General features: G+C 67.6%; 6 protein-coding genes. All 6 read right to left on the bottom strand.

The annotated features are described in order from the left end of the window. Nucleotides 1-508: 508 nt before the first annotated feature. Nucleotides 509-1,441, bottom strand: coding sequence for a primase-helicase family protein (locus QZ607_RS13980; protein WP_295883693.1), 933 nt, complete (start codon nucleotides 1,439-1,441; stop codon nucleotides 509-511). Next, nucleotides 1,390-2,280 (bottom strand): hypothetical protein, encoded by an 891-nt coding sequence (locus QZ607_RS13975; protein ID WP_295883691.1) that lies wholly within the window; start codon nucleotides 2,278-2,280, stop codon nucleotides 1,390-1,392. Before QZ607_RS13975 ends, QZ607_RS13980 begins: the two co-directional genes overlap by 52 nt. A 288-nt stretch (nucleotides 2,281-2,568) precedes the next feature. After that, nucleotides 2,569-2,880 carry a hypothetical protein gene (locus QZ607_RS13970; RefSeq protein WP_295883689.1) on the bottom strand — a complete coding sequence of 104 codons (312 nt, stop codon included), beginning with the start codon at nucleotides 2,878-2,880 and terminating at the stop codon, nucleotides 2,569-2,571. A 19-nt stretch (nucleotides 2,881-2,899) separates the two neighbouring features. After that, nucleotides 2,900-3,871 (bottom strand): Rpn family recombination-promoting nuclease/putative transposase, encoded by a 972-nt coding sequence (locus QZ607_RS13965; protein WP_295883688.1) that lies wholly within the window; start codon nucleotides 3,869-3,871, stop codon nucleotides 2,900-2,902. Between the two features lie 244 nt (nucleotides 3,872-4,115). Next, a complete protein-coding gene (locus tag QZ607_RS13960) occupies nucleotides 4,116-7,178 on the bottom strand; it encodes an efflux RND transporter permease subunit (RefSeq protein WP_295883685.1) in 3,063 nt (1,020 codons plus the stop codon). Then, nucleotides 7,175-8,383, bottom strand: a complete 1,209-nt coding sequence (locus QZ607_RS13955; RefSeq protein WP_295883683.1) for an efflux RND transporter periplasmic adaptor subunit — start codon at nucleotides 8,381-8,383, stop codon at nucleotides 7,175-7,177. Before QZ607_RS13955 ends, QZ607_RS13960 begins: the two co-directional genes overlap by 4 nt. Nucleotides 8,384-8,399: the final 16 nt, after the last annotated feature.

Genomic DNA, 8,399 nt, shown 5'->3' with positions numbered 1-8,399 from the left:
GTCTCGGACATGCGTCGATAACATGCGCCCGTGGCCCGGGTACTCGGCGAGCAGCACCAGCGACGCATCGGCAAGATTCATTGGGAGACTGGACATGGGTTCAGCTCCGATCAGTGAGACGGTGCCTGATAGGGCGTTCGCGCCCCTCCCACGCGATTCCAGGCACTTGCGGCTTAGACAGACGGCGCGTTCGTGATGCTGGCAGAGGAACGCGCTGCTTCGGAGGGTGGGGTCCCTGTCGACCAGATGGGACCCAGCAGAACCAACCCACCCCCTTCTCCGCTCCAGCCACCCAGCCTGGATGCGCGCGAAAGGAGACGAAAAATCAGCCAAGCGCAGCCGCCATCATCCGCTTGAGACCGGGAACAGCCCCGGCTCCAGAATGACGACGGCAGCGCTCAGCCAAACAGCCCCGCCACAGGCCGGCAGGCTCGGGCGGGGCTGAGCCGCGGCTTAGGCCGCATCCTCCGGCTCGCTGGTCAGCAGCGGGCGACGCACCGCCGGCGGCTCATCGGGCAATGGGCCTTGCGTGAACCCCGGCTGCGCCTCCGCTTCCAGCAGCGCGCGCCATGCGGCGATCTGCTCCGGCTCCGCGTGCCACTGGCCACCGAAGCCGCGCTGGGACGGTGCGCGGCATGGCGTCGGCACCGAGCGGGCGTTGCTCGACGAAGTACGCTAGGTCGCCATAACGGAAGGCATGGGCAACCTCTTCGATGGCGGTCTGCGTGATCGCCTGCAACAGCCGTTTCGCCGGTGTGTCCAGCGCACTGCCGGCCAGGCTGCGGTCCGCCGGGCGCGAGCGCAGGTAGTCCGCGAACGCGGGCAATTCCTTCGCGATACGCTGCGCCAGCTCGGCACCGTCCTCACCGGGGTCCAGCAGCTTGGCCTCCTGCCGCGGACAGACGGTGCAGCGCCGGTCGTTGGCCTCGATGCGCATCGAGTTGGGCTGGTTGGACGCCAGGATCAGGTTCAAGTGGTTGTCCAGGTTGCGCAGGTCCTGCCGCATGGCGCGCAGCTCGATGCGCGGCTCGGTGATCCAGCGCTTGAGCCGGGCGATGAGCTTGAGCATCTGCCGCACCTGGTCGGTGTCCACCTCGTCCACGAACAGCACGATGGTCTCCGCGGCAAAGCCGTTGAACTGCTCCTCCAGGTTGCCGAGGCCGACCGCGCGACAGTACGCATCCCCGATCAGGGGCCGGATGATGTCGTTGAACAGCATGCCCTTGCCCGTGCCGGTGGTGCCTTGCAGTATCCACGCGCTGCCGGCTGGTAAGGCCGGTGACGAGGCAGGCGAGGCGCAGCGAGACGGGCTGCCGCGGCTGCCCGAGTGCTTCTTGGGCGATGTGCAGGGTCCGGATCGATACTGGCATGCTAAGCGGGTGGTGGCGGTTACCGGAACACGTCTTCGATGCTCTCGGCCCTGAGCACCCGCCGGGACCACCGCAGCAGGGATTCCGGGTTGGCTGCTTCGACCTGTGCGCGGACTTGCTCGGGAACCGGGCCGAACTTGTCTTCCAGTAGAAGCAGCAACATCGCTGCTTCGCCAAGCTGGATGCCTCTCCGCTCACCGATGCGTTCGCCTTCTTCTCGCATGCGGGTGGTCAATGACTGCATGGTCTTGGTCTCCTCGGGATAGTCGCGTTCGTACTGCTCGCGCTCGGCGTCGGTCAGGTTGGCGTAGATGTCGACGAAGTCGGCATACTTCAGCCGTTTCTCGGGATCGGGCTCCAACTGCACGAGCCCGCGCAGCGCCAAGGCGTAGACGGCGACGCGCTCGCTGGGAGCGTAGCGCATGTTGGGGAGGTTGACGCGGGCGACGATGTTGTCGCTGTCGCGCCACGCCTCCCAGGGCAGGTCGGGGAGGGCGCAGGCGAGGTAGCGGAAGGTAAGGAAGTCGTAGCGGTCCCCGCCCAAGGTCAGCGACGCCGCCGGGTCTCCGTCGCGCAGGAAGATGGCCACCGGCACCACGCGGTCGGTCTCGAACAGCTCGGCGAGGTCCAAGCAGTAGTGCGCCAGGCGGTGGATCGAGAACTTGGACGTGTCCGTCTCCTCCTCCAGCACGAACAGCAAGGCCGTGCGGCGGCCGTCCGGCCACTCGACCAGCAACGGCGTGTCAAGCTCGCGGAAGCGGTCGCCGAGCCGGTCTTTGAGCTGCTCCTCGCGGATGGGGATGATGCGGACGCTCTGGTCCACATGCGCGGCCTCGTCGGCGGCGAAGAACTGCACCGCTTGGTGCGGGTAGTCGACGATCAGGTTCTTGAAGTTCTGGTCGTGGCTCATCGGTGTCCTTGCGTCTCGGCGCGGCTTGGGGGGCGAGTATACGAAGGAGCCATGAGCGGGGACAGGGCATCCGCCGCCGCCCTGCAAGCCTGGGCGCGTGCTCGCCCGATCGCCCGCGGCAGAGCGCCGGCACAGGTTGACACCGCCGGAGCAGTGTCGCCGGCAGGGAGGGGTTACGGCCCGCCGAGCGGCGGATGCGCTGCGCTTATCCGTCCTACGCCAGAGACCTGCGTCGGGGCTGGAGCTCGCACCCACGGGGAGCTGGCCCCACCGGCGGCTGGCAGAGGCTCACGCCCGTGCCGCCGCGCTCGCCGCCAGCTCATGCCGCGTCTGCCGGGGGGCCAGCAGCACGTAAATGCCGGGCACGATGAACAGCGTGATGGGTGATTCCGGGTTGGCTGCTTCGACCCGTGCGCGGACTTGCTCGGCAACCGGGCCGCGCCAATTTTCCAGGAGCACCGAGAGCCTGCGCGCCTCGCTGGGCTGAATGCCTCTGCGCGCGCCGATCTGCTTGCCTTCTTCGCGGATTCGTAAAGACCAAGATCGCATGGTTTTAGGCGCTTCGGGCTCAGCGCGCTTGCGGCCAACGCCGCCCCGCAACCCAAGTGCCTCGTCGCCGTCAGTGCAGCAGCGCGTCCAGGGACTCGGCGACGAGGATGCGATCAAGCCACTCCAACAGGGTGTCACTGTCGGCGGCGAGCACGCGCTCGCGCACGCTGTCGCTGGGCGGGCCGAACTTGCGCTCGATCAGACGCAGCAGCGCGGTTGCTTCGCCGAGGCGTTGGCCTTGATCGAGACCCTGACTGATGCCCTGGTTGATGCCCTGCTCGATGTAGCGGTCGATGAAGGTCTGCATGATCGGCTCTCCGGTAGAGGTCTGTTGCAGCAGTGTTCGGACGGTGGGCTCGTCGACACGTTGCGTGCCCTGGACAAAATAGCGCAGCAGGGATTCCAGCACTTGGACCGCGGTGTCGCGGTCTTCGATCTGCTCGATGAGCGCCAGCAGCTCGCGCAGCCGCTCGACGGGTTGGGCGTCGAAGACCCAGCGCATGGCAAGCTGCACCAGCCGCGTCAGCACCCGGCCTTTGATCTCGGCATCAGTGGGGCCGGACAAATCCACCAGCCGGTAGCCGAAGCTCGGCACGAAGGGCGCCAGGCTGTCCGGCAACGGCTTGACCAGGTCTTGGAATGCCGCGGGCGCCCGCCAGGGCCGGTCGCCGTGGTAAATCACCAGCGGGAAGACCGGCGGCAGGTGCCGGGCCTTGGGATGCTGTTCTCGGTACTGCTCGCCCTCGGCGGCGATGTAGCGCAGGAGCTGGAGCGCCGTCCAGTGCTCGGCCCAGCTTTTATGCTCGAACAACAGATAAACGTTCAGGGCTTCGCCGCGATAGCCGACCCGGTAGACCAGGTCCGAGTAGGCCGTGCGCAGGTCGCTTGCGACGTAGGTGTCCTTGCTGATCATCAGCGTCGTCAGGTCCAGCTGCGCAAGCAACGCCGCCAGGAGCTGGCAGCGCAGGAAGTCGCGGGCGACCTCTGGGCGGGTGAAGCTCTCGCGGAAGAAGGTGTCGTGGGGCGAGGCGATGCTATCCATGGCGGGGGAGCATAGCGCGGGGTTGAATCGTTGGCGATACCCGGGCTGGCCGGTCCGATTTCCAGTCCCGCGGACCGACACGCGCTCGCCGGGGGGCGGGCGAGTCGGCGCGCTCAGATCGGTGTCTCGTGGACTGCGGGCCTGAACCGGGCATCCACCGCATCAGTCCGTCGATCAGTGTCATCAGCCTTGTTGGCCGGCAGTGGGTGGACCTGGCCCCGAGGCGGACCGCCGGCTCCGCCGCTCAGGCCCGCGCCGCCGCCGCGGCCTCGGTCTGCTGCTGCGTCTGCTTGGACGCCACCAGCACGTACATGCCGGGCACGATGAACAGCGTGAAGAGCGTGCCGATGCCGAGCCCCGTGGTGATGACCAGGCCGATGTCGAAGCGGCTGACGGCGCCTGGGCCGCTGGCCGTCAGCAGCGGGATCATGGCCACCAGCATGGAGACCGTCGTCATCAGGATGGGCCGCAGGCGAATCATCGCCGCCTTGACCACGGCGTCGCGCTTGTCGAGGCCCTCGCGCTCGCGCAGCTGGTTGGAGAACTCGACAATGAGGATGCCGTTCTTGGCAATGAGGCCGATGAGGGTGATCAGGCCGACCTGGGTGTAGATGTTCACGGTCGCAAAGCCAAGGAACAGAAACGCCATGGCGCCGGCGATGCTGAGCGGCACGGACATCAGGATCACGAACGGGTCCCGCCAGCTCTCGAACTGGGCCGCCAGCACGAGATAGATCACCAGGATGGACAGGAAGAAGGTGATCTCCAGCGCCGCGCCTTCCTGTTTGAACTGGCGCGACTCGCCCTTGTAGTCGAAGCGCACGTTGCGTGGGGCCACCTCCTGCGCGGTGGTCTCCAGGTAGTCGAGGGCCTCGCCCAGCGACGTCAGCATGACGCCGGAGAGGGTGACGGCGTTCAGCTGCTGGAACTGCACCCGCTTGGACGGCACGACCTCTTTGCGCACGCTCACCAGCGTGGACAGTGGCACCAGCTCGCCGGAAGCCGTGGCGATCTGGTAGTCCTGGATCTTCTCCAGGTCATTGCGGGCGGCGTCCGGCACCTGCGGGATCACCTGGTAGCTGCGCCCGGCCAGGCTGAACCAGTTGACATAGTCCTGGTTCAGCATCGACGCCAGCGACTGCCCCAGCTGACGCATGCTGATGCCGAGGTCGCCGGCCAGGTCCCGGTCCACCTCGATGATGGTGCGCGGGCGGGTCAGCTTGATGTCCTTGCTCAGGAACATGAATTTGCCGCTCTGCATGGCGCGGCCGACGATGGCGTCCGCATAGTCGGCCAGCTCCTCCACCGGCGCGTCGGAGACCAGCACGAACTCCACCGGGATGCCCTGGCCGGGGGAGGGCAGGCTCGGGCGCGGGAAGGCCACGGCGTCGAAGCCGGCGATGCCGCCCAGCATACCCTGGAGCTGCGGCTGCACATCCATCTGGGAGCGCTCGCGCTGTGAGGGCTGCGGCATCTTGAAGCCGCCGAAGGTGGTGCTGGTGTCGCCCATGAAGCCCGCGATGATGAAGCTCTCCTGGTACTCCGGCACCTGCTCGAAGGTGCGCTGGAGCTGCTCCACGTAGCGCTTGTTGTAGTCCACGGTGGCAGTCTGCGGCGCCGTGGCCATGAAGAACAGGATGCTCTGGTCCTCCGTCGGCGCCAGCTCCTTCTCCGAGAAGCTGTACATGGCCCAGATGCTCGCGATGACCACCAGGGCCACCAGCACAGTGCTGCTCGGATACCTGATCCACCAGCGCAGCGTGCGTGCATACAGCCTGGCGAGCCCGTCGAAGAAGTGCTCGACGTTCTGCTCGAAGTGCCCCTGCTGACCCGCCGGGCGCAGCACCCGGGCGGAGATCATGGGCGAGAGGGTCAGCGCCACGACACCCGAAATCAGCACCGCCGCCGCCAGGGTGAAGGCGAACTCCACGAACAGCGAGCCCACCAGCCCGCCCATGAAGCCGATGGGTGCATAGACGGCCACCAGGGTCGTGGTCATGGCGACGATGGGCAGCGCCAGCTCCCGGGCGGCGTCCATGGCCGCCTGCATACGGGGCTTGCCCATCTCGATGTGCCGGTGGACGTTCTCCACCACCACGATGGCGTCGTCCACCACCAGCCCGATGGCCAGCACCAGCGCCAGCAGCGTCAGCAGGTTGATGGAGAAGCCCATCAGCAGCATCAGGAAGGCCGCACCGACGATGGCGAGCGGCACCGTCACCGAGGGCACGATGGCCGCGCGCACGGACCCGAGCGACAGGAAGATCACGAACAGCACGATGAGCACCGCCTCGGCGAGGGTCTTGAACACCTCGTCGATGGACTCCTCGATGAACTCGCTGGCGTCGTAGGGGATGTGCGCCTGAAGCCCTTCCGGGAACTGGGCCTTGAGCTCCGGCAGGGCCTCGTGCACGCGCTCGGCGACGTCGAGCGGGTTGGCGCCCGGGGTCGGCTCGATGCCGATGAAGATGGCCGGAATGCCCTTGTAGAGCGTCGCCGAGTCATAGTCCTGGGAGCCGAGCTCCACCTCCGCGATGTCGCGCAGGCGCACCAGGGCGCTTGCGTCGGCGCGGATCACCAGGTCGCGGAAGTCCTCGACGTCACTGACATCCGTGTTGGTGGCCAGGTCCACCTGCACCATGTCGCCGCGCAGGTTGCCGACGCCGGCGAGATAATTGTTGGCGGACAGCACCTCGGCGACATCGGCGCCGCTGATGCCGAGCGCGGCCATGCGGTCCGGGTCCAGCCAGACGCGCATGGCATAGGTCTGGTTGCCGAAGATCTCCGCCTTGGCCACGCCCTCCAGCGCCTGAAGCTGCGGCTGCACCACGCGCAGCAGGTAGTCCGTGATCTGCGGCAGCCCCAGCTCCTCGCTGTAGAAGGCGAGGTACATGAGCGCGGTGGCATCGCCGGTGGTGGAGGTGATCACCGGGTTCTGGGCCGCCTCCGGCAGTACATTGAGGCGGCTTGCGACTTTGGCCTGGATCTCCGCGATGGCGGCATTCGGGTCATAGTTGAGGCGCAGGGTCGCCTCGATGGTGGACATGCCCTGGGTGCTGGTGGAGGTCAGGTAATCGATGCCGTCCGCCTCGGCCACCGCCTGCTGCAGGGGCGTCGTGATGAAGCCCTGCACCAGATCGCTGCCGGCGCCGGGATAGGCGGTGGAGACGGTCACCACGGTGTTGCGGGTCTCGGGGTACTGGCGCACCTCAAGCCCCAGGAACGACCTGAGCCCCAGGATGAAGATCAACAGGCTCACGACGCTCGCCAGCACCGGCCGGCGGACGAAGATGTCGGTGAAGCTCATGAGCCGTCGCCAGCCTCTGCGGGAGACTGCGCCGGCGCCAGCGCGGCCTGATCCAGCTCGCCCGGTGCCATCCCGGCGTCCTGCACGATCTGCACCTCGGCGCCGTTGCGCAGCTTCTGGTGCCCCGCCAGCACCACGCGGTCGCCCGCGGCGAGGCCGTCGGTGACCTCCACCAGGTCATCGCGCACGGCACCGGTGGTGATCTGCTTGCGGGTCACCACGAGCTTGGGCGCGGTGTCGGACGCCGCCGGGCTTGTGTCTGCCCCCGGCTCCGCCGTGGTCTCGCTGTCCGCCGGCTGCTCCTGGATCAGGAACACCGAGTCGCCGTAGGTGTTGAAGGACACGGCCCGACGCGGAATCGCCAGCACCCGCTCGCGCACCGGCAGCAGGGTGGCCACCTTGGCGAACATGCCGGGCCGCAGCCGCCCCTCGGGGTTCGGCAGCTGCGCGCGCACCTGCACGTTGCGGGTACCCTGGTCCACGGTGGGGCTGATGGCCTGGATGCGGCCGGTGAAGACCTGGTCCGGGTAGGCCGCCACGCGCACTTCCACCGCCTGGTCTTCGGTGAGCTTGGCCAGGTGGCGCTCCGGCAGCTTGTAGTCCACGAATACGGGGTCCAGCGCCTCCAGCGCCACGATGCCGGAGCCCTCCGGCAGATACTGGCCGATGTCGATCCGGCGGATGCCGAGCACGCCGTCGAAGGGTGCGCGGATGGTCTTCTTGTCGATGAGCGCCCGCTTGGCGGCCACCGCGGCCCGGGCCCGGGACAGCTCGGCCTGGATCTGATCCACGTCACCCTGGGAGACCGCGCGGTCGCGCAGCAGCTTGGTGTTGCGCTCGATCTGCAGCTGCGCCAGCTCCAGCGACGCCTGAAGCCCCTTCAGGTCCGCCTCGTCCACGGTGGTGTCCAGCTGCACCAGCGGCTGGCCGGCGCGCACCCGGTCGCCGGACTCGAAGCGGATGGTCTCCACCTGCCCCGGCACCTCATTGTTGACCATGACGCCCTGCACCGCGCGTACGTTACCGACGGCATCCAGCTGCGGCTGCCAGCGCTGCGTCTCCACGCGCACCTCGGATACGGACGACGGCGGCATGGGCGCCGAGAACTGGGCGATCTGGGCCGTCACCTGCTCGTATTTCATATAGGCGAGGCCGCCCACGAGCGCGGCGAGAATCACAAAAACCAGCAGGAGGCGGAGGAACATGGAGACCCCGTGGACG

The sequence above is a fragment of the uncultured Thiohalocapsa sp. genome (assembly GCF_913063425.1).
Lineage (GTDB): Bacteria > Pseudomonadota > Gammaproteobacteria > Chromatiales > Chromatiaceae > Thiohalocapsa.
Note: the sequence above shows the minus strand (reverse complement) of the source record. Positions and strands in the feature narration are given on the sequence as shown.